Below are 19,431 nucleotides of genomic sequence, written 5' to 3' on the forward strand. Positions count from 1 at the left end.
GCATCCGCCGGGGCCACGGCGGAGAATGACCGTCGTGCCCCTCGCGACCGACGTCGACCTCCACCCCGGCCAGGCCCCCAACGACGACCCGTCGCTGGCGGTCCGCAACAACGGCGGCGCTGACCCGGCCGCGGCGCCCGCACCCGCCGGCCGACGGGAGGCCCTGCTGGTGCTCTCCTTCGGCGGCCCCCGCGGGTACGCCGACGTGATCCCGTTCCTGGAGAACGTCACCCGCGGCCGGGGGGTCCCGCGGGAGCGGCTCGAGGCGGTCGCCGAGCACTACCGGCACTTCGGTGGGGTCAGCCCGATCAACGAGCAGAACGAGGCGCTGATCGCCGCGGTCGAGGCCGACCTGCAGGCGCACGGCGTCGACCTGCCGGTCTACTGGGGCAACCGGAACTGGGCCCCCTACGTCGAGGACGCCTGGCGGCAGATGGCCGACGACGGCATCGAGCACGTCTACGTCTTCGCCACCTCGGCCTACGCGTCGGCGTCGGGGTGCCGGCAGTACCACGAGGACGTCGCCCGGGCCCGCGCCGTGCTGGGAGCCGGTGCGCCGACGGCGGAGAAGCTGCCGCACTACTTCGACGCCCCCGGCTTCGTGCAGGCCAACGCGGAGGCGCTCGCGGCCGCGCTGGCCGAGCTCCCCGACGACGTGCGGAGCACCGCCCGCCTGGTGGCCACCGCCCACTCGATCCCCGGTGCGATGGCCGCGGTCGCCGGCCCGGACGGCGGTGCGTACCAGGACGAGCTGCACGCCGCCGCCCGCGCGGTCGTGGACGCCGTCGACCCGGGCCGGCCGGTCGACCTGGTCTGGCAGAGCCGCAGCGGCCCGCCGTCGGTGCCGTGGCTGGAGCCGGACGTCAACGACCACCTGCGCACGCTGGCCGCGGCGGGGGAGACTGCGGTCGTCGTCCTCCCGGTCGGGTTCGTCAGCGACCACCTGGAGGTGGTCTGGGACCTCGACAACGAAGCACGGGAGACCGCCGCGGAGCTCGGGCTGACGTTCGTGCGCGCCGGCACCGCCGGCACGCACCCGGCGTTCGTCGCCACCGTGCGGGAGCTGCTCGAGGAGCGCCGCGCGGGTGCTCCGCCGCGGCTGGGCACGAACTGCCCGGCCGCCTGCTGCTACGTGGCCCGGCCCCAGACCGGGGCGACCTCGCGGCGGTAGCCCCGGCCCAGCACCCGGCCGAAGACGAACACCACCGGCGCCGGGACCGTCGAGCGGATGTAGGTCCGGTGCTCGTCGGCCATGCCGTCGGTGATCCAGGCGAAGAACCGGCCGTTGTCCGCCGCCGGGCGGGCGCGCAGCTTCTTCTCCACGCCCTTCCAGCCGGGGCTCTCCATGTGCGGCACGATCGCCGGGACGACGTCGCGCTCCTCGTGGTCCAGGTGGGTGTCGACCACCGCACGGGTCCGCGCCACGGATTCCCGGGCCGCGGCGATCCGGGGGGCGCTCGCGTCGGCCGCCAGCTCCTGGAGGGCCGCGTCGGTCTCGTCGACGGCGGCGGACATCGCGGCGTGCTCGGACTCCATGACCGGCAGCAGGTCCAGCGCCAGGCCCTGCGCGGCCATCCACGGGAGGACGTACGCCTCCTCGCCCTCGTGGTGGTGGTGCAGCTCGCGGCACAGGTAGGAGTACGCGCGGGCCAGGTCGGCGGCGCGGGCGGTGTCGCCCACGGGCAGCTCGGCGAGGGCGGCGGCGAGGCGGTCCAGGTCCCGGCGAACGGCGCCGTGGATCACCGAGTTCATCGTGATCGGAGCGGTCATGGCGGGGGACCGTAGCCCCCGGTACCGGACGCCGTCCCGCTCCCGTGCGCGCCATCTCGGGACGGTCGCGCGCTACCTCGGGATGCTGTTGTACGCCGCTACCAACGCCTTCCGGACGGCGTCGGACAGCGGCCGCAGGGCCTCGTCGCGGGCCGCGGCCTGGGTGGTGGTGACCGCGGCACCGGGGGCGTCGGTCATCGCGAGGTCCAGCACCCTCGCCAGCCGCTGCGCGCGGGACAGCACCGACAGCGCCAGGGGATCGGTGTCGGCGGGCATGCAGGGAGCGGTGGGCGCCTGGGCCAGCCCCGCCAGCAGCGCGGGTACCTCCGGGTGCCAGCGGGCCAGGTCGAGCCCGGCGAGGGTGCGGGCGGCGTCGCCGACGGCCAGGTCGAGCTCCCCGGAGGCGGCCCGCAGCGTGCCCTCGACCGGCGGCGGAGCCGGGGTGGCCAGCGGATGGGCCGTCCAGGAGACCGTCTCGGTGCCCAGCCGCTCGGGCACCAGCGCGAGGGTGTTCCCGAGCGCGACCTGGCCGGCCGCCAGGGCCGGCGCCGTGAGCTCCGCGGCGCGGGGGAGGCCCCGCACGTCGCCGGGGACCGGCAGGACCAGGGAGAACCGGCGCTCACCGCGGCCCCGGAGGGCGGCCAGGGCCGTGCCGAGGGGCACCGCGCCGTCGGCGCCCGGCAGCCCCGACACCGAGTGCGCGGTCTCGCCGGTCAGGGCGTCCAGCGCCTCGTCGAACGAGCAGCGCCCCGTCAGCCAGGCGGTGGCCCAGGCGGCGAACCGGCCGGCGGGGAGGTCACGCACGGAGCGAGGTTACGACGCGCGCACCGGCGGCCCGGCACCAGTTCCGCAACGTGATCGGCCGCCCCGTTCCTGCTCAGGGCAGTGGATGCCAGAGTGGGGCCGTGGACCCCTGGGTGCTGTGGTTGATCGCGTCGGGCCTGTTCGTGGCCGGCGAGGTCGCCGGCGGCGACCTGTTCCTGCTGATGCTCGCCGGCGGCGCGCTGGGCGGGATGTCCGTCGCCCTGCTCGGCGGGCCGGTGTTCCTCCAGCTGATCGGCTTCATCGTCGTGAGCGCCGTGCTGCTCGCGCTGGTCCGCCCCCTGGCCAAGCGGCACCTGGTCGACCGCACGCCCGAGCAGCTGGACGGCGTCGCCACGCTGATCGGGCGCACGGCCCGGGTGACCCGCGCGATCGACGGGCACGGCGGCCGGATCCAGCTCGGTGCCGACGAGTGGACCGCGCGCAGCCAGTACGGCAGCGACACCTTCCCGGTGGGCGCGACCGTCCGGATCCTGCAGGTCGACGGGGCCACGGCCGTCGTCGGTGACGCGCTGGAGCTCGAGTAGATGTCCCGTTCCACCACGACCGAGGGAGCCTCCCTGTGACCCCCGCCCTGATCGCGCTCCTCGTGATCGCACTGCTGCTGGTCTTCGTGCTGGCCAAGAGCGTGACGATCGTCCCGCAGGCGCAGGCGAAGGTGGTCGAGCGGCTCGGCCGCTACAGCCGCACGCTCTCGCCCGGCCTGTCGATCCTCGTGCCCTTCGTCGACCGCGTGCGCGCCACCATCGACCTGCGCGAGCAGGTCATCTCGTTCCCGCCGCAGCCGGTCATCACGGCCGACAACCTCCAGGTGGGCATCGACACGGTCCTCTACTTCCAGGTGACCGACCCCCGGCTGGCCGTCTACGGGATCGCGAACTACATCACCGGCATGGAGCAGCTGACGACGACGACGCTGCGCAACGTCGTCGGCGGGCTGAACCTCGAGGGGGCGCTCACCGGCCGCGACGGCATCAACAGCCAGCTGCGCGACGTCCTCGACGGCACCACCGGCCCGTGGGGGCTGCGGGTGGCCCGCGTGGAGATCAAGGCGATCGACCCGCCGGCGTCCATCCAGGACTCCATGGAGAAGCAGATGCGCGCCGACCGCGACAAGCGCGCCATCATCCTGACTGCCGAGGGTGCCCGGCAGTCGGCGATCACCACGGCCGAGGGCGAGAAGGCGGCCGCCATCCTGTCGGCCGAGGGCAAGAAGCAGTCGGCCATCCTCGAGGCGGAGGCCGAGCGGCAGAGCCGGATCCTGCGGGCCGAGGGCGAGCGGGCGGCGCTCTACCTGCAGGCGCAGGGCCAGGCGAAGTCGATCGAGACGGTCTTCCAGGCCATCCACGACGGCAAGCCCGACCAGGGGCTGCTGGCCTACCAGTACCTGCAGACGCTGCCGAAGATCGCCCAGGGCGACGCCAACAAGATGTGGATCGTGCCCAGCGAGTTCAGCAAGGCCCTGGAGGGGCTGGCCAACCTGGGCGGCGCCGGCGAGGGCGGTTCCTGGATGGACGTGGGCTCCGGGAACGGCGCGCCGGACGGCGCTGCGGCACCGGCCCGCGCGATGGACACCAGCGACTGGTTCGAGTCCCAGCTCCCGCCGGCCGCGGCCCAGCCGGAGGCCCGGATCGAGCTGACCAGCATCGCCGACACGATGCCGGCCGTCCCGTCGCCGACGCTGCCCCCGACTGCCGCGATGGCGCACGAGGCAGAGGCAGAGGTCCCGCACCTGCCGCAGGGGCCGCACGTGACGCCGCCCCCGCCGCAGCAGTAGCGGACACACCGGTGGCCCGGAACTCGAGGAGTTCCGGGCCACCGGGGCCGGTCAGTCCTTGAGCAGGCCCTCGCGGAGCTTGGCCAGCGTCTGGCTGAGCAGCCGGGACACGTGCATCTGCGAGATGCCGATGTCAGCGGCGATCTGCGACTGCGTCATGTTGCCGAAGAACCGCAGGATCAGGATCCGCCGCTCGCGGGCGGGGATCGTGGCCAGCAGCGGCTGCAGCGACTCCCGGTACTCCACGCCCTCCAGCGCGGCGTCCTCCTCGCCGAGGGTGGCGGCGAGGGTGGGGGAGTCGTCCTCGCCGGACAGCCGCTCGTCCAGGGAACTGCTGCGGTAGGCGTTCGCGACGGCGAGGCCCTCCAGCACCTCCTCGCGGGGGATGCCCAGGTGCTCGGCGAGCTCGCTGGGCGTCGGCGCCCGGCCGTTCTTCTGGGCGAGCTCGCCCACGGCGGAGTTCAGCGACAGGTGCAGCTCCTGGAGCCGGCGCGGCACCCGCACCGACCAGCCCTGGTCGCGGAAGTGCCGCTTGATCTCCCCGGTGATCGTCGGGACGGCGAAGGAGAGGAACTCCACCCCGCGGGTCGGGTCGAACCGGTCGATGGCCGCGATGAGGCCCAGCGTGCCGACCTGGAGGAGGTCGTCGAAGGGCTCGCCGCGGTTGCTGAACCGGCGGGCGAAGTGCCGCACCAGCGGCAGGTGCTCCTCGACGAGGATCTCGCGCAGCCGCTCGCGGCGCGGGTCGTCCTTCGCCAGCGAGGCCAGCTCGGCGAACAGCGGAGCGGTCCGCTCGGCGCGGCGCCGGTTGTCCGACACCGGCGGGGTGACGTCCTCGACCTCGGCGCGGGGCACCGGGGGGACCGGGACGGCGTCGTCCGGCGCGACCGCCGCGAGCTCGGGATCGGTGTCGGCGGGCGGGTGGTCCGTGGCGGGGCCCGAGGTCACCGCGCGACCGAGACGTCGAGGTCGGAGCCACCCACGGTGCTCGGGGCGTAGCCAGGCAGGTACTTGTCGACGGAGATGAGCGCGACCGCGGCGGACGAGCCGTCGCCGGCCGGGACCTCCGCCTGCGTGGCGGGGCGGGCGTCGACGCCGTCGACCAGGGCCTGCAGGACCGCCCAGCCGAAGCCGTCGCGGGGCACGTCGGTGCCTGCGGCGGTGGGCACCCACGCGTCGATGTGCAGGCCGCTGCGCGTGGTCTCGAAGACGACGGTCAGCGGGTGCTCGGGCAGACCGATCACGGCGAGGGTCGCGCAGACCTCGTCCACGGCCAGCCGCAGGTCCTCGACCGAGTCCAGGTCGTAGTCCATCCGGATGGCCAGGTCGCCGGCCATCGCCCGAACCGCCGGCAGCTGGGTCGGCGTGGTGGGCACCCGCAGTTCCAGCCGTTCGGCGCGCCGCCCGTCCTGCGCGAGGCCACCCCTGCGATCCACCATGCGTCGTCTCTCCTGAACGTCGTGCGGACCGGCACCTCGGCGGCGCCGGTTCCCGGGCTCCATCCTGCCCGAAGCAGTACCCCGGGCGCGGGCCACGGGGCTGTCGGGCCGCGGCGCCGACGGGAACTGATACCCCTGCGCCGACGCCGGCAAACCCCGCTCCGGCGCGGTTGCCGGTCCTCCGGGGCTGGTGTCCACTGGCCGGAGATGGACACCAGCCAGGGCGCCCGGACGCCGGACGACGTGCCCGCTGACGTCCCGGGGACGGCTGCGCTCCTGTCGGCCCTCGAGCACGCCCCCGCGGCCATCTACTGCCTGTCCGGCGCCGGGTTGCAGCCCGTGTGGGCCAACGCGCGGGCCCGGGAGCTCGGCACCGACCGGTCGGACCTGCCCCAGGTGGCCGGCCGCCCGGTGATCGAGCTCGCCGGCCGGGCCCTGCGCACCGGCCGGACCGAGACCGTCACCGGCGTCCTCGGCGAGGCCGGCTCCCCGGCGACCCTGGTGATGCAGCCCCTGTCGGTGTCGGGGGAGCCAGGCGTGCTGCTCGTGCTGGAGGCCGGCTCCCCGGCCGACGCCCGTGGCGACGGCGGTCCCGTGGAGCAGGCCCAGTCCGCGCTGTTGCCGCCGTCCCTCCCGCTGCTGCCCGACATCCGGCTCTCGGGCAGCTACGACCGGGCGACGTCGGACAACGCCGCGGGCGGCGACTGGTACGACGCCGTGCCGCTGGGATCGGGACGGCTGGCGCTCGTCATCGGCGACGCCGTGGGCTCCGGCGTGCCGGCCGCCGCCGCCATGAGCCGGCTGCGCGGCGCGATGCGCTCGGTCGCGATGCGGGACCCGTGGCCGGGTGCGGTGGTCACCGCCCTCGACGAGTTCGCGGCGCAGATGGACGACGTCGAGGGCGCCTCGGTCTTCTACGGCGTCCTCGAGGCCGCCACGGGCCGGCTCGCCTACGCCGCCGCCGGTCACCCGCCGCCGCTGGTGGTCGCGGCGGACGGCAGCACCACCTTCTTGCCGTTGACGCCGCGACCGCCCCTGGGCAGCGTGCCCGGGACCCGCACGGAGGTCTCGCACGCCGTGCTGGAGAAGGGCGCCACGCTGGTCCTGTTCTCCGACGGCGCGGTGACCGCCTCCGGGCCGCCGCCCACCCACGGCCTGGGGCGCCTGGCCGAGGTCGCCCGCTCGGTGATCGCCTCGAGCGACCCGCAGGACGGGATCGGCTCGGCGGAGCTCGCGTCCGCGGTGGCCGGGATGCTGCCGTCGCCCCAGGGCCGGCCGGACGACGTCGCCGTCCTCGTGGCCCACCGGCTGGCCGACACCCCCACCCCGCTGCGGCTCGACCTGCCGGCGGTCCCGTCCTCGCTGCCCGCCGTCCGGCGGCACCTGGGGGCCTGGCTGGACTCCCTCGGCATGGGGGAGCAGGACCGGGTCGGGGTCATGGTGGCGGTGGGGGAGGCCGCGGCCAACGCCGCGGAACACGCCTATCGCGACACCGAGCCCGGGCCCATGCACATCTCGGCCGCGGTCGACCTCGACGGCGTGCTCACCGTGACCGTCCGCGACCAGGGCACCTGGCGGGCGCCGGACCGCGACCCCGGCAGCCGGGGCCGCGGACTGCTGATCATGCGGCAGCTGGTGGACGGCGTCGTCCTCCAGGGAGAGGGCGGGACGACCGTGACCCTCCGCCTGCGGCTGCGCCGGACCCCCGACGTCGACGTCGAGCACCTGCCCGGGACGAGTGCGGCCACCGTCGTCGTCGACCGCAGCGACGAGCGCCCCGTCGTCCGGGTCGAGGGGGCGCTCGACATGGTCAGCGCCGAGCAGCTCCGGATCCGGCTGCTGGAGGCCAGCCACGGGGGCACCGGCCGGGTGGAGCTCGACGTGCGCGGGGTGACCCTCTTCAGCAGCGCCGCCGTGCGGGTCGTGCTCGCCATGGCCCGGATCGCCCGCGACGAGGGCTGGCAGCTGGTGGTGCACGCCCCCGCCGGGGGTGTCACCCGGCACGTCCTGGAGATCAGCGGGCTGGGCGGGCTGGTCGACATCCGCTGACCGGGTGGTAGGTGCCGCACAACGGTTTGGCGGACGACGCCGGTGCGCATCCACCGGGAGTGAGATTGCGGCGCAGCGACGTGCACGGCAAGGGCTGGCGGCGCCGGCGCGCCGGGCGGGGGTTCGCCTACTCCGACGAGAACGGCGTCCCGATCAAGGACGAGCGGCTGGACCGGGTCCGGGCGCTGGCCATCCCGCCGGCGTGGAAGGACGTCTGGATCTGTCCCTGGCCCAACGGGCACATCCAGGCGACCGGGGTGGACGTGGCCGGTCGCCGGCAGTACCGCTACCACGACCAGTGGCGGGCCCGGCGGGACGCCGAGAAGCACGAGCGGGTGCTGGAGATCGCGCACCAGCTGCCCGACGTCCGGGACTCCGTCGTCGACGCGCTGCACACCCGCGGCCTGAACCGCGAGCGCGTGCTCGCCTGCGCCATCCGCCTGCTGGACCTCGGCGCCTTCCGCATCGGCAGTGAGCAGTACGCCGAGGACAACGGCACCTACGGGCTGGCCACGCTGCGCCGCGAGCACGTCTCCGTCCGCGGCGAGCGGACCTTCTTCTCCTACACCGCCAAGGGCGGCATCGACCGGGAGGTCGAGATCACCGACCGCCCGACAGCCACGGTGGTGCGCCAGCTCCTGGCTCGGTCCGACGACCCGAACGAGGAGCTGCTGGCCTACCAGCTGGACGACGGCACCTGGCGCGACGTCACGAGCAGCGAGATCAACGCCTACCTCAAGGAGATCAGCGGCGCGGAGATCACCGCGAAGGACTTCCGGACCTGGACGGCGACCGTGCTCATGGCCGCCCAGCTGGCCGAGGCCCCGCCCCCGACGTCGAGGACGGGGCGCAAGAAGGTGATCACCACGGCCTACAAGGCGGTGTCCGAGCAGCTGGGCAACACCCCCGCCGTGTGCAAGGCCAGTTATGTCGACCCGCGGGTGGTCGACCGCTACGAGCACGGCGAGACCGTCGCGCCGGCGCTGCGGGAGGCCGCTGAGGCCGAGAACGACCGGGACGCGCAGCGGGTCCTGGAGCAGGCCGTCTGCCAGCTGCTGCACAGCTGAGCGCTGCCGGCGCGGACACCGACGAGGGCCCCCACCGGATCTCCGGTGGGGGCCCTCGTCGGTCGGTCAGGCGGGAGGCGCCGTCAGCGCGCGCTGCCGTCCACGATGGTGAACAGGTCGATGAGACCGGTCACCTCGAGCGGCCGGGTGACCGCGCGGGTGGTGGCGACGAGCCGGAGCTCGACGTCGCGGCTGCGGGCCGACTTCTGCGTCTCCACGAGCACGGCGAGCCCGGCGGAGCCCAGGAACTGGACGCCGGACAGGTCGATCACGAGTTCACGGGGCTGCTGCTCCAGCTGGGTGTCCAGCGAGGACCGGAGCACCGGCGCGGTGAACGTGTCCACTTCGCCGACGACCGTCACCGTGACGACGCCGTCCTCGCCCGTGGCGGTGGAGAGCGTGATCACGTCGTCGAAGGGGGCCTCGGTGCCCTCGTTCGGCACGTCGGACTGACCCTCGGCGGGCAGGTCGGGTGTGGTCACGGACGAGCTCCTCTCAACGGCAGTGCCCGGCGGCACCACCGCGCGGTCAATCTACCGCTGTGCGGGGTGCCGTTGCCGACACCCCCGGGCACTGGCCCGGTCGGACGATGGCCGTACCGGGGGAGACCCCGGTGCGGGGCGCGGCTGCCTGCTCAACCGCGCTTACAACGTAGACACCCGTGTCGACCGCCGCCAACCCCGCCTCTCCGCAGGACGGCCGCGGTCAGCCGTCCGTGACGTGCATGGCCGCCTCCTCGGGGCCCTCACCACCCACCGCCGCGTCGGCGGTGGCCTCGACGTCGTCGGCCGTGGCGTTGGTCCCCGAGTCGGAGAACGGCGAGGTGGAGGTGTCCTGCTCCAGCTGCATCGTGGCCCGCTGCGGGTCCTCGGCCGCGCGGACGCCGGGCTGGACGTCGGGCTCCTCGCGGTCCAGCCGGCCGGAGAGGGACTCGCCCTCGGACTGCTCGAACGCCGTGGTCCCGAAGTCGACGGAGGCCCCGGGCCGCTCACCGGGCAGGGGAGCGAACTCCGGGTCCTCGTTCCAGGTCTGGGTGGGGGAGTCGTCCTGGCTGACCTCGGGGATGCCCTCGTCCTCGGGGTGGACGTCGCGGGCGGTCTGGCCCTCGGGGGTGGTCATGGGGTGCTGCCTCCTCCTGCGCGGGGTGCGCGCCGTTCGTGGGCGGCCGGTCGCCCGGCTGCGGTCTCCCTGCGCCTACCCGGAGGTCTGCAGACCATGCGGCGGTGCGTGCCGGGACCGCGCGCATGGGTCGACCGGCCGCCGTGCGGGTAGCGCAGCGCCATGGCGATCGGGAACGACCTGCAGCGGGCGGCTGCCCCCCTCCGGCGATGGGCGCGCGCCCAGGGGAGGGAGTACTCCCAGGACGAGCCCCGGCCGCTGGCCGGCGACCTGGGCGCGATGGGCGTCTACCTCGGGTTGGTGTCGGCCGGCGTCGCCGCCGTCAAGGCGTCGGGCCGGGAGCTGCCGGACCGGATCCCGCCCGGCGACGCCGCGCTGCTCGCGGTCGCCACGTTCCGGCTGGCCCGGCGGATCGCCAAGGACCCGGTCACCGCACCGCTGCGCGCGCCGTTCACCTCCTTCCAGGGCCCCTCCGGGCACGCGGAGGTGGCCGAGGAGGTCCGCGAGCACGGCGGCGTCAAGCACGCGGTGGGGGAGCTGCTGACCTGCCCGTTCTGCCTGGCGCAGTGGGTGGCGACCGGGCTGGTGTTCGGCTACGCGACCGCGCCGAAGGCCACCCGGCTGGCGGCGCTCACCATGACGCTGGTCGCCTCCTCCGACGTCCTCCAGTTCGCCTACGACGCCATCCAGAACGGCGGCCTCGAGCCGGCGCCCAGGGACGAGCCGCAGGGCGTCGACTGAGGCGTCGGTAGTCCGTCCGGGGGAGAGGCGCCCGCGTCGACCTGCCGGAGGGCCCGCACCCGGCCTACGCTGCGGGTTCGGGTACCGGGGGGCGGGAGGAGGCACGGCGTGCGGTCGATCTGGCGGGGTGCGGTCTCCTTCGGGCTGGTCAGCATCGGCGTGAAGCTCTACTCCGCGACCGAGGACAAGGACGTCCGCTTCCACCAGGTGCACGCCAGCGACGGTGGCCGGATCAAGTACAAGCGGACCTGCTCGATCGACGGCGAGGAGGTCGAGTACTCCGAGATCGCCAAGGGCTACGAGCTGCCCGACGGCCAGCTGGTCATCCTGACCGACGAGGACTTCGACGACCTGCCGCTGACGACCCGCCGGGAGATCGACGTCCTGCAGTTCGTCGACCAGGACGAGATCGACCCCATCCAGTTCGAGAAGACCTACTACCTCGAGCCCGACGGCCCCGCCGTCCGCCCGTACGTGCTGCTGCGCGACGCCCTGCAGAACGCCGGCCAGGTCGCCATCACCAAGATCGCGCTGCGCCAGCGCGAGTCCCTGGCCGTGCTGCGCGTGCGCGACGACATCCTGGTCATGCACACCATGCGCTGGCCCGACGAGATCCGCCGACCCGACTTCGGCTTCCTCGACGAGGACGTCACCGTCCGGCCGCAGGAGCTGCAGATGGCCGAGGCGCTCATCTCCTCGATGTCCGGCACCTTCGACCCCACCGAGTTCACCGACGACTACCGCGAGGCCATGACCGCGCTGCTGGAGGCCAAACAGACCGGCGGCGAGGTGCAGCCGGTGCCCGAGACCGCCGACCCGGGCGCCGCCGTCGTCGACCTGATGAGCGCCCTGCGCCGCAGCGTCGAGAAGGCCCGTGGCGGGTCGGCCGACGACGAGGCCGCGCCTGCGGAACGCGCGCCGGCGAAGAAGGCGACGGCCCCGCGCAAGGCGGCGGACGAGGCGCCGGCGAAGCGGACGACGGCCGCGAAGAAGACCGCCGCGGCGAAGACCCCGGCGAAGAAGACCACCGCCGCGAAGAAGACGACCGCGACCGAGAAGGCCCCGGCCAAGCGGACCCGCCGCAGCGCCTGAGGTGGTCCGCCCCGAACCGCCGCCGGTGCCGGCGCCGATGCTGGCCACGCCCGGCGAGCTGCCCCCGCCGGCCGAGGACGGCCGCTGGGGCTACGAGTTCAAGTGGGACGGCGTCCGGGCGGTCTCCCGGGTGCACGACGGCGACCTCGGCCTGTGGGCCCGCAGCCGCACCGACATCACGGTCCGCTACCCCGAGCTGGCGCGGGTGCCCGCCGCCCTCGCCGGCCGGGAGGCGGTCCTCGACGGCGAGGTCGTCGCGCTGGACGCCCTCGGCCGCCCCGACTTCGGCGCGCTCCAGGGGCGCATGCACCGCACCGGCCCCGAGGTGCGCCGGATGGCCGCCGCGGCGCCGGTCACCTATCTGGTGTTCGACCTGCTGGCCCTCGACGGCACGGACCTCACCGGGCTGCCCTACGTGCAGCGGCGAGCCCGCCTGGACGAGCTCCAGCCGTCGGGCGAGCGCTGGGTCGCCACCCCCTGGTTCCGCGGCGGCGGGGCCGACGTGCACGCCGCCAGCCGGGAGAACGGCCTGGAGGGCGTGGTCGCCAAGCGGCTGGACAGCGTCTACCGGCCCGGGGTGCGGGCGCCGGAGTGGCGCAAGGTCAAGCACCTGCGGATGCAGAGCGTCGTCGTCGGCGGTTGGCGACCCGGCCAGGGCCGCCGGGCCGGCGGCGTCGGCTCGCTGCTGGTCGGGGTGCACGACGACGACGGCCGGCTGGTCTACGCCGGCCACGTCGGCACCGGCTTCACCGACGCCGCGCTGAAGGACCTGGACCCCCTGCTGGCCGCGCGGCCCGCGTCGCCGTTCGCCGACGCGCTGCCGCGGGAGATCACCCGCGACGCCCGGTGGGTCGAGCCGGCGCTGGTCGGCGAGGTCGCGTTCGCCGGGTGGACGGCGGACGGGCGGATGCGCCACCCCTCGTGGCGGGGGCTGCGCGACGACATCGAGCCCGAGGACGTGACCGAGGAGTGGCAGGCGTGAGCCGTCAGCGGGTGCGGGTCGACGGGCGGCAGCTCGAGGTCTCCAACCTCGAGAAGGTGCTGTTCCCGGAGGTGTCGTTCACCAAGGCGCAGGTGATCGACTACTACGTCCGGATCGCGCCCGTGCTGCTGCCGCACCTGTCCGGCCGGCCGGTCACCTTCACCCGCTGGCCCGACGGCGTCGAGGGGCAGGCGTTCTTCGAGAAGAACAGCGCCCGCCACGCCCCAGACTGGGTACGCCGGGTGACGGTGCCCAGCCCGGGCAGCTCGAAGGGCCGGGAGACCCTCGACATGGTCGTGCTGGAGACCGTGGCCGACCTGGCCTGGGCGGCCAACCTCGCGGCGCTGGAGCTGCACGTGCCGCAGTGGCAGATCGGCAGCAAGCTGCAGCCCACGCTGCCGGACCTGCTGGTGCTGGACCTCGACCCCGGCCCCGACACGGGCATCCGCGAGTGCTGCCGGCTGGCGGAGCGGCTGCGGGAGCGGCTGGTCGCCGACGGGCTCGACCCGGTCGTGAAGACGTCGGGCAGCAAGGGCCTGCAGGTGTACGCCCCGATCCGGGTCACCGACCGCGAGCACCCCAGCCGGTACGCGAAGGCACTGGCCCAGGAGCTGTCCGCGCAGACGCCCGAGCAGGTCGTGTGGCGCATGGAGAAGGTCCTGCGGCCGGGCAAGGTGCTCATCGACTGGAGCCAGAACAACCCGGCGAAGACGACGGTGGCGCCCTACTCGCTGCGCGCCCGCCCCGACGCGACCGTCTCCACCCCGATCGGCTGGGACGAGGTGGACGCGGTCAACGACGGCGCCGACCCGGGTCTGCTGCGCTTCCGCACCGAGGAGGTCCTCCACCGGGTGGAGGACTACGGCGACCTGTTCGACATCGCCGAGCGCACCCGCGCCCGCCTGCCCGCGGCCTGAGACCGGTCGGGGAGGATGTCGCGCGTGCCGACCGATCCGACCACCGCCGACGCCGGCCGCCTCGTGGTGCGCTGCCCCGACCGGCCCGGGATCGTCGCCGTCCTGTCCCGGCTGCTGGCCGACGTGGGCGCGAACATCACCGACTCGCAGCAGCACTCCTCCGACCCCACCGGCGGCACGTTCACCCTGCGCCTGGAGTTCGTCCTCGCCGACCTGGCCGAGCGCCGCCCGCAGCTGGAGGGCGCGCTGGACCTGCTGGCGCGGCAGTGGGGGATGACCTGGCGGCTCACCGAGGCCGCGCACCGGCCGTCGGTCGCGATCTTCGTCAGCCGGGCCGACCACGCGCTGCAGGAGCTCGTCTACCGGGTGCGCGCCGGCGACCTGCGGGCCGACGTCACCGCCGTCGTCTCCAACCACCCCGACCTCGAGCCGGTCGCGCGGGCCGCGGGGATCCCCTTCCACCACGTGCCGGTCACCCCCGCCACGAAGGCCGAGGCCGAGGCCCGGGCCCTGGAGATCGTGGGGGACGCCGACCTGGTGGTGCTGGCCCGCTACATGCAGATCGTGTCGCCGGAGTTCTGCGCGCGGTTCCCCGAGCGGCTGATCAACATCCACCACAGCTTCCTGCCGGCCTTCGTCGGCGCGAACCCGTACCAGGCCGCGCACGACCGCGGGGTGAAGCTCATCGGGGCGACGGCGCACTACGTGACCGCCGAGCTCGACGCCGGCCCGATCATCGAGCAGGAGGTCGCCCGGGTCGACCACCGCGCCACGGTCGAGGACATGCGCCGGGTCGGCCGCTACGTCGAGCGGCAGGTGCTCGCCCAGGCCGTGACCTGGCACGTCGAGGACCGGGTCATCGTCGAGGGCGACCGGACGATCGTCTTCGCCTGACGGCGGTCCCGGCCGCCTGCGTGGAGCGGCGCCGACGCGGGTAGACGAACGCGCATGACCTCTCCGTCCCAGGTGCGGGCGCCGGCACCGACGACCGCCCGGGCGCTCGGGTGGGTGGCCCCGCTGTGCTGGATCGCGGTGCTGCTCGACGGGTTCGACCTCGTGGTCGTCGGAACCGTCGTCCCGGCGCTGCAGGAGCCCGCCGAGTGGGGCCTGTCCGGCAGCGGCAGCACGTTCGTGATCACCATCGGCCTGGTCGGCATGATGATCGGCGCCCTCACCATCGGGACGCTCACCGACGTCGTCGGCCGGCGGAAGGCCCTGATCGGCGCCGTGACCTCGTTCTCGGTGTTCACCCTGCTCTGCGCGTTCGCACCGAACGCCGGGGTCTTCGGGCTGCTCCGGTTCCTCGCGGGCCTCGGCCTCGGCGGCTGCCTGCCCACGGCCATCGCGATGGTGAACGAGTTCAGCCGCGGCCGGCGCAGCGGCCGCGCCACCACGACGATGATGACCGGCTACCACGTCGGGGCGGTGGCCACGGCGGCGCTGGCGATCGCGGTGGTGGAGCCGATCGGGTGGCGCTGGATGTTCGTGATCGGCGCGCTCCCCGCACTGGTGCTGGTGCCGCTGATGGTGGCCCGGCTCCCCGAGTCACCGGCCTGGCTGCTGGCGCACGGCCGGGAGGACGAGGCGCGCGACGTCGCCCGCCGGCACGGCCTGGAGACGGCTCCGCCCGTCGAGGCCGGGACAGCAGAGCCGGGCGGTGCGGGAGCGACCGTGCGGACGCTGTTCACCGCGGCCTGGCTGCGCAACACCGTCGCCGTCGGGGTCACGTCGTTCATGGGCCTGCTGCTCGTCTACGGGCTGAACAACTGGCTGCCGACGATCATGCGCCAGGCCGACTACGACCTCGGCGACTCGCTGGCGTTCCTGCTCGTGCTCAACGTGGGCGCCGTCGTGGGGCTCCTGGTCGCGGGCACCGTCGCCGACCGGGTCGGCATCCGGCCCTCGGGCATCGCCTGGTTCGGCGCCGCCGCGGTCTTCCTGGCCCTGCTCTCCATCCGGCTGCCCATCGGCGGCATCTACGTCATGGTCTTCCTGACCGGCTGCTTCGTCTTCAGCGCCCAGGTGCTCGTCTACGCGTTCGTCAGCGCCAACCACCCGCCGCAGGTGCGCGCGACGGCGCTGGGCTGGTCGGCCGGCGCCGGCCGCGCGGGGGCGATCGTCGGGCCGGTGCTGACCGGCCTGCTGGTCAGCCGCGACCTGGCGTTCCCGTGGGGCTTCTACCTGTTCGCCGCCGTGGGCGCCCTGGGTGCGGTCGCCTTCGCCGCGACCCGCACGCAGGTCCTGCAGGAGCGCTGACCTACTCCCGGCGCTTGTCCTGCTCGGCGAGGAACCGCTCGAACTCGTCGGCGATCTCCTCCCCGCTGGGGACCTCGCCGCGGCCGCCCAGCAGGCCGGTGTCGCCGTGCACCGCGGTGAACTGGTCGTACTGCTGCTCGAGCGCGGCGACGACGGCGGTGTTCTCCGGCGACCGGGCGATCTGCTCGTCCACCTCGGTGCGGTTGACCTCCGCCGCCTCTCGCAGCGCGTCGGTGGGCAGGTGCAGGCCGGTCAGCCGGGACAGGTGCTCCAGCAGCGTCAGGGACGCCGCGGGGTAGGTGGCCTGGGAGAGGTAGTGCGGCACGTGCACCCCGAGGCCGTAGGCGTCCACGCCCGCCTCGCCCATCCGGAGCTCGAGGAGCGCACCGATGCTGCCGGGGATGCGGACCTGGCCCCAGTAGACGGGGTAGCTCTCGATCAGCTGCCGCCGCGTGGCGTGCGCGGTCAGCGTCACCGGTCGGGTGTGCGGCACCGGCATCGGGATGGCGTGCAGCGCGACCACGGAGGTCACGCCCAGCCGCTCGACCAGGCCGCGCACGGCGCCGACGAAGCGCTCCCACGCGAAGTCCGGCTCGGCGCCGTGCAGCAGCAGGAAGGGCTCGCCGGCGTCGTCCTCCAGCGCGTAGACCAGGATCTCCGGCAGCGTGACGTCGGCGTAGCTGTCGCCGGTGAACGTCATGCGCGGGCGGTGGGCCCGGTAGTCGACGAGCGCGTCGGCGTCGAAGCGGGCGATCACCTCGTGCGGCAGGCTGGCGAGCAGGTGCGCTCCGGCCAGCGAGCCGGCGCGGGCCGCGTCGAAGTCCCCGGCCAGGTCGTGCACCAGCACCAGGCCGCGGCGGGCCCCGGCCGGATCCGCGTGCTGGGCCAGCGCGCTCTCCCGGTCCAGGAACGGATCGGCCGCGGACAACAGCTCCACGAGGTCCTCAGGTGTGCGTGCCACGTGGTGCTCCTCTTCGACGACGTCACCACTCCGAGCCGCGGGAGCCGCTCAGGCATTCCCATGATCCCCCGCGAGGATCACTCCCCGGCGTCCTCCTCCGGCCCGGGCCCCCGGTCGCCCGGCGCGTCGACCGACTCGGCGGTCAGCGAGACGCCGTTCTCGTCCCCGGAGATCTGGGTCCGGTTGCCGTCGTCGGTCACCTCGGGCGACTTCCCGTCCAGCTGGTCGCGCGTGTAGCGGTAGGTGACGGCGATCAGCGCGGCCACGGGCACGCCGAGGAAGGCACCGGTGATCCCGGCCAGGCTGCTGCCGGCCGTGACGGCGAGGATGACGACGCCGGCGTGCAGGTTGAACCCGCGGCCCTGGATGAGCGGCTGCAGGATGTTGCCCTCGATCTGCTGCACCACCAGCACGATGATCAGGACGGCCAGCGCCGTGCCGAAGCCCTGGTCGACGAGGGCGATGAGGACGGCGAAGGCGCCGGCGACGAACGCACCGATGATCGGCACGAACGCGGCGAAGAACGTGATCACGGCCAGCGGCAGGACCAGCGGCACGTGGAGGATCCACAGGCCGATGCCGATGAAGAACGCGTCGATGAAGCCGACGTAGGCCTGCTGGCGGATGAACTCCGACAGCGTCGTCCACGCCTTGTCCGACAGCGCGGCCACGTGCGGCGCGGCGCGGCGGCCGGTCTGCGCCGCGAGCCACGGGACCCAGCGGGGGCCGTCCTTGAGGAAGAAGAACGTCAGCACGAGTGCCAGCACGAGGTTGATCAGGCCGTTGCCGATCGCGGTCGCGCCGGTCGCGGCGTAGCCGGCGATGTCCCCGGCGCGCGACTGCAGCTCGTTGATCGCGTTGTCGATGGTGTCGCCGATCTGGTCCTCGCCGATGTTGAACGGCGGGCCCTGCAGCCAGTCCTGCACGTCCTGGAGGCCGCCGCCCACCTGGTCGGCGAGGGTCTCGACCTGGTCCACGACCTGCGGCGCGATCAGCGCGATGATCCCGCCGAACACCGCGATCGCGCCCAGCAGGACCGTCGCGGACGCCAGCGCCGGCGGCCAGCCGTGCCGGCGGAGGAAGCGGGTGGGCGGCCAGAGCACCGTGGTGATCAGCAGGCCGATGATGGTCGGCAGCAGGACCACCCACAGCTTGCCGAGGATCTCCCCGAGCACATAGAGCCCCAGGACGATGAGCAGCAGCTCGGCCGAGGCGATCGCCAGCGTGCGGATGCCGCGCTGCAGCCTGGGACCGCGCTCGTCGGACGGCGCCGGCGCGGACGTGGCGGCCCCGGGGACGTCGGTGACGGCGGGCGCCGCGTCGGGGGACGGCGGACGTCGGGGGAGCAGCCTCATGCCGATATGTCAGCACAGCGCGGCCGACCGCACCGGGCGACGGCCTCGGCGGTCGCACTACCGTGACCTGCATGCCCAGGACAGCCACCGCCGACCGGGTCGACCGGGACGCCCTGCTCGCCTTCCTCCGCCCCCGGCACCGCGCCGTGCTGCTCACCCGGCGGAGCTCGGGCGGACCGCAGCTGTCACCGGTCACCTACGGCGTGGACGCCGAGGGCCGGGTCGTCGTCTCCACCTATCCGCAGCGCGCCAAGGTGACCAACGCACGCCGGGACCCCGCGGTCTCGCTGTGCGTGCTGTCCGACGACTGGGACGGGCCCTGGGTGCAGCTGGACGGGACGGCGGAGGTGCTGGACCTGCCGGAGGCGCTGGAACCGCTCGTCGAGTACTTCCGGTCGATCAGCGGTGAGCACCCCGACTGGGACGAGTACCGGGCCGCGATGGCGAAGCAGGGCAAGTCGCTGCTGCGGATCACCGTCGAGCGCTGGGGCCCGGTCGCCACGGGCGGCTTCCCGGCCGAGGTGCTCGACAAGCTCTGAGGCTTGCCGCACGCTCCGGGCGTGCCGTTCGTGGTCAGCGTCGCCGGGGGGGCGGACCCCCTGGTCGTCTCCGACCCCGCGGCGGTCGTCGACTCGGTGCTGCGCCTGGTGCGTTCCGGCCGGCGGCCGATCGGGGTGGGCGCGGGTGACCCGGGCGTCCCCGGCCGCGGCGGGCCCGCGGTCCTCGCCGCCTCCCTCGCGCTGGCGGCGGCCGCCCGCGTCCCCGCCCGGCTCGCCGTCCGCGGGCCGCAGCCGGCCGAGGCGCGGGACGCCCAGGCGGTGCTGTCGGCCCTCGCGGTCCTGGTGATGCGCCGCAGCGCCGCCGCGTGGGCCGCGGTCGACCTGCTCGCCGCCGGCCGCACGCAGGCCGCGGCCGCGGCCGAGCTGGGCGTGAGCCGCCAGGCGGTGGGCCAGCGGCTCGCCGCCGGCGGCTGGGACCTCGAGTGCGACCTGCGGCCCACGGCGGCCCGCCTCCTGGCCCGCGCCGACCCCTGAGGCGGCGAGCGCGAGGCCGCTGCCGCCGAGCGCGTCGATCGACCGGCCGC

The 19,431-nt window shown here is 74.5% G+C and carries 21 protein-coding genes; 13 read left to right on the plus strand and 8 right to left on the minus strand.

Translation table 11 applies throughout. The features are described from left to right. Window positions 1–34: 34 nt before the first annotated feature. Window positions 35–1,171 carry a ferrochelatase gene (locus N555_RS0112760; RefSeq protein ID WP_197028995.1) on the plus strand — a complete coding sequence of 379 codons (1,137 nt, stop codon included), beginning with the start codon at window positions 35–37 and terminating at the stop codon, window positions 1,169–1,171. On the opposite strand, the gene N555_RS29135 is transcribed toward N555_RS0112760, so the two are convergent. Further along, complete coding sequence (locus N555_RS29135; RefSeq protein WP_029431878.1) at window positions 1,129–1,770, minus strand: hemerythrin domain-containing protein; 642 nt, start codon at window positions 1,768–1,770, stop codon at window positions 1,129–1,131. The two genes, N555_RS0112760 and N555_RS29135, sit on opposite strands and share 43 nt — an antisense overlap. 72 nt (window positions 1,771–1,842) lie before the next feature. After that, window positions 1,843–2,574 carry a hypothetical protein gene (locus N555_RS0112770; RefSeq protein WP_029431879.1) on the minus strand — a complete coding sequence of 244 codons (732 nt, stop codon included), beginning with the start codon at window positions 2,572–2,574 and terminating at the stop codon, window positions 1,843–1,845. Between the two features lie 101 nt (window positions 2,575–2,675). Here N555_RS0112770 and N555_RS0112775 point away from each other — a divergent pair, with 101 nt between their 5' ends. Both N555_RS0112775 and N555_RS0112780 read left to right on the plus strand, forming a co-directional pair. Further along, window positions 2,676–3,119 (plus strand): NfeD family protein, encoded by a 444-nt coding sequence (locus tag N555_RS0112775; RefSeq protein WP_029431880.1) that lies wholly within the window; start codon window positions 2,676–2,678, stop codon window positions 3,117–3,119. Window positions 3,120–3,154: 35 nt separating this feature from the next. Continuing rightward, complete coding sequence (locus tag N555_RS0112780; protein WP_051684030.1) at window positions 3,155–4,369, plus strand: SPFH domain-containing protein; 1,215 nt, start codon at window positions 3,155–3,157, stop codon at window positions 4,367–4,369. Between the two features lie 51 nt (window positions 4,370–4,420). Here N555_RS0112780 and N555_RS0112785 read toward each other — a convergent pair whose 3' ends face one another. Both N555_RS0112785 and N555_RS0112790 read right to left on the minus strand, forming a co-directional pair. Continuing rightward, window positions 4,421–5,317, minus strand: a complete 897-nt coding sequence (locus N555_RS0112785) for an RNA polymerase sigma factor SigF (RefSeq protein WP_081866180.1) — start codon at window positions 5,315–5,317, stop codon at window positions 4,421–4,423. Then, window positions 5,314–5,808 carry an ATP-binding protein gene (locus N555_RS0112790; protein ID WP_029431883.1) on the minus strand — a complete coding sequence of 165 codons (495 nt, stop codon included), beginning with the start codon at window positions 5,806–5,808 and terminating at the stop codon, window positions 5,314–5,316. The genes N555_RS0112785 and N555_RS0112790 overlap by 4 nt, the downstream gene beginning before the upstream one ends. Window positions 5,809–6,015: 207 nt before the next feature. On the opposite strand from N555_RS0112790, the gene N555_RS0112795 reads away from it, so the two are divergent. Next, complete coding sequence (locus N555_RS0112795) at window positions 6,016–7,857, plus strand: SpoIIE family protein phosphatase (RefSeq protein WP_029431884.1); 1,842 nt, start codon at window positions 6,016–6,018, stop codon at window positions 7,855–7,857. 59 nt (window positions 7,858–7,916) lie between these two features. Next, on the plus strand, window positions 7,917–8,924 hold the full coding sequence (locus N555_RS0112800; protein ID WP_029431885.1) for a DNA topoisomerase IB: 1,008 nt from the start codon (window positions 7,917–7,919) through the stop codon (window positions 8,922–8,924). 83 nt (window positions 8,925–9,007) lie between these two features. On the opposite strand, the gene N555_RS0112805 is transcribed toward N555_RS0112800, so the two are convergent. Then, window positions 9,008–9,406, minus strand: a complete 399-nt coding sequence (locus tag N555_RS0112805; RefSeq protein ID WP_029431886.1) for an STAS domain-containing protein — start codon at window positions 9,404–9,406, stop codon at window positions 9,008–9,010. 223 nt (window positions 9,407–9,629) lie between these two features. Beyond that, complete coding sequence (locus tag N555_RS0112810; protein WP_029431887.1) at window positions 9,630–10,043, minus strand: hypothetical protein; 414 nt, start codon at window positions 10,041–10,043, stop codon at window positions 9,630–9,632. A gap of 162 nt (window positions 10,044–10,205) precedes the next feature. Between N555_RS0112810 and N555_RS0112815 the strand changes: the two genes are divergently transcribed. The 6 genes from N555_RS0112815 to N555_RS0112840 all read left to right on the plus strand — a co-directional run bounded on the left by N555_RS0112815 (window position 10,206) and on the right by N555_RS0112840 (window position 16,031). Further along, on the plus strand, window positions 10,206–10,784 hold the full coding sequence (locus N555_RS0112815) for a DUF1360 domain-containing protein (protein ID WP_034510352.1): 579 nt from the start codon (window positions 10,206–10,208) through the stop codon (window positions 10,782–10,784). Window positions 10,785–10,892: 108 nt separating this feature from the next. Then, window positions 10,893–11,876, plus strand: a complete 984-nt coding sequence (locus N555_RS0112820) for a non-homologous end joining protein Ku (protein WP_029431889.1) — start codon at window positions 10,893–10,895, stop codon at window positions 11,874–11,876. 1 nt (window position 11,877) lies between these two features. Next, window positions 11,878–12,858: a non-homologous end-joining DNA ligase gene (gene ligD, locus N555_RS0112825; protein WP_029431890.1), complete on the plus strand. Its 981-nt coding sequence runs from the start codon at window positions 11,878–11,880 to the stop codon at window positions 12,856–12,858. After that, on the plus strand, window positions 12,855–13,775 hold the full coding sequence (gene ligD, locus N555_RS0112830; RefSeq protein WP_197028996.1) for a non-homologous end-joining DNA ligase: 921 nt from the start codon (window positions 12,855–12,857) through the stop codon (window positions 13,773–13,775). The genes ligD (N555_RS0112825) and ligD (N555_RS0112830) overlap by 4 nt, the downstream gene beginning before the upstream one ends. A 24-nt stretch (window positions 13,776–13,799) precedes the next feature. Beyond that, window positions 13,800–14,669, plus strand: a complete 870-nt coding sequence (gene purU / locus N555_RS0112835; protein ID WP_231502727.1) for a formyltetrahydrofolate deformylase — start codon at window positions 13,800–13,802, stop codon at window positions 14,667–14,669. 54 nt (window positions 14,670–14,723) lie between these two features. Further along, window positions 14,724–16,031: an MFS transporter gene (locus N555_RS0112840; RefSeq protein WP_029431893.1), complete on the plus strand. Its 1,308-nt coding sequence runs from the start codon at window positions 14,724–14,726 to the stop codon at window positions 16,029–16,031. 1 nt (window position 16,032) lies between these two features. Here the strand turns inward: N555_RS0112840 and N555_RS0112845 are convergent, their stop codons facing one another. Both N555_RS0112845 and N555_RS0112850 read right to left on the minus strand, forming a co-directional pair. Beyond that, entirely contained in the window at window positions 16,033–16,992 is a 960-nt protein-coding gene (locus N555_RS0112845; RefSeq protein ID WP_029431894.1) for a proteasome assembly chaperone family protein, read from the minus strand. A 77-nt stretch (window positions 16,993–17,069) separates the two neighbouring features. Next, window positions 17,070–18,347, minus strand: a complete 1,278-nt coding sequence (locus tag N555_RS0112850) for an AI-2E family transporter (protein ID WP_081866182.1) — start codon at window positions 18,345–18,347, stop codon at window positions 17,070–17,072. A gap of 71 nt (window positions 18,348–18,418) precedes the next feature. Here N555_RS0112850 and N555_RS0112855 point away from each other — a divergent pair, with 71 nt between their 5' ends. After that, window positions 18,419–18,886, plus strand: coding sequence for a PPOX class F420-dependent oxidoreductase (locus N555_RS0112855; RefSeq protein WP_029431896.1), 468 nt, complete (start codon window positions 18,419–18,421; stop codon window positions 18,884–18,886). A gap of 21 nt (window positions 18,887–18,907) precedes the next feature. After that, complete coding sequence (locus tag N555_RS0112860; RefSeq protein WP_051684031.1) at window positions 18,908–19,381, plus strand: hypothetical protein; 474 nt, start codon at window positions 18,908–18,910, stop codon at window positions 19,379–19,381. Window positions 19,382–19,431: the final 50 nt, after the last annotated feature.

Source organism: Blastococcus sp. URHD0036 (assembly GCF_000701365.1).
Taxonomy (GTDB): domain Bacteria; phylum Actinomycetota; class Actinomycetes; order Mycobacteriales; family Geodermatophilaceae; genus Trujillonella.

Excerpts from the sequence above, each read along its gene's own strand:
- N555_RS0112795 (WP_029431884.1), top strand. The coding sequence starts at position 6,016 with ATGGACACCAGCCAGGGCGCCCGGACGCCGGACGACGTGCCCGCTGAC.
- N555_RS0112790 (WP_029431883.1), bottom strand. The coding sequence starts at position 5,808 with ATGGTGGATCGCAGGGGTGGCCTCGCGCAGGACGGGCGGCGCGCCGAA.
- N555_RS29135 (WP_029431878.1), bottom strand. The coding sequence starts at position 1,770 with ATGACCGCTCCGATCACGATGAACTCGGTGATCCACGGCGCCGTTCGC.
- N555_RS0112815 (WP_034510352.1), top strand. The coding sequence starts at position 10,206 with ATGGCGATCGGGAACGACCTGCAGCGGGCGGCTGCCCCCCTCCGGCGA.
- N555_RS0112850 (WP_081866182.1), bottom strand. The coding sequence starts at position 18,347 with ATGAGGCTGCTCCCCCGACGTCCGCCGTCCCCCGACGCGGCGCCCGCC.
- N555_RS0112810 (WP_029431887.1), bottom strand. The coding sequence starts at position 10,043 with ATGACCACCCCCGAGGGCCAGACCGCCCGCGACGTCCACCCCGAGGAC.
- N555_RS0112855 (WP_029431896.1), top strand. The coding sequence starts at position 18,419 with ATGCCCAGGACAGCCACCGCCGACCGGGTCGACCGGGACGCCCTGCTC.
- N555_RS0112840 (WP_029431893.1), top strand. The coding sequence starts at position 14,724 with ATGACCTCTCCGTCCCAGGTGCGGGCGCCGGCACCGACGACCGCCCGG.